Annotated in this window: 1 protein-coding gene; it reads left to right on the top strand. The window is 37.3% G+C overall.

From position 1 onward, the window contains the following. On the top strand, positions 1 to 531 hold a 531-nt coding region (locus R8O11_RS30925), incomplete at both ends, for a DUF6279 family lipoprotein (RefSeq protein WP_318195352.1).

Raw genomic sequence — 531 nt, 5'->3', positions numbered from 1 at the left:
CAATAAAGTTCTTCAATACGGATTCGTGTTCTTGTTGGTTATTTTACTGGCCGGATGTACGAAAAAGTTTCTATATAGCAACATCGATTGGTTTGTTATTGAATATTTAGATGACTACGTATCGCTTAACGATGAACAAGAAACGTTGTTAGAAGAGCGACTATTGCTATTAGCAGATTGGCATAAGAAAGAAGAATTACCGTTATATATCGATCACTTAAAAGAGCTTGAGAATATTAATGCAAACAATATTACTCTTGCGTTTTTGCAGCAAAACCGAGAAAAAATGAAAGCGCACTATGACCGTATTGTGTCGAGATCGGCGCCAGATTTGTTCTCTTTGAGCTTACAACTGACGCCAAAGCAACAACAAGAGTTTTTGCAAAACGTGCGAAAGGACTATCAAGAAAGAAACGCAAAATATGCGGATAAAACCGAAGCAGAGATCAGAGAGATTATTTTAGAGAATACTGAGGAGTGGATGGAAGAATGGATTGGGGAATTGAATAGCGATCAAAAACGGTACGCAAA

The sequence above is a fragment of the Vibrio sp. 1288 genome, from assembly GCF_033344475.1.
The sequence above is the reverse complement of the archived record's forward strand: the minus strand, read 5'-3'. Positions and strand labels throughout refer to the sequence as shown.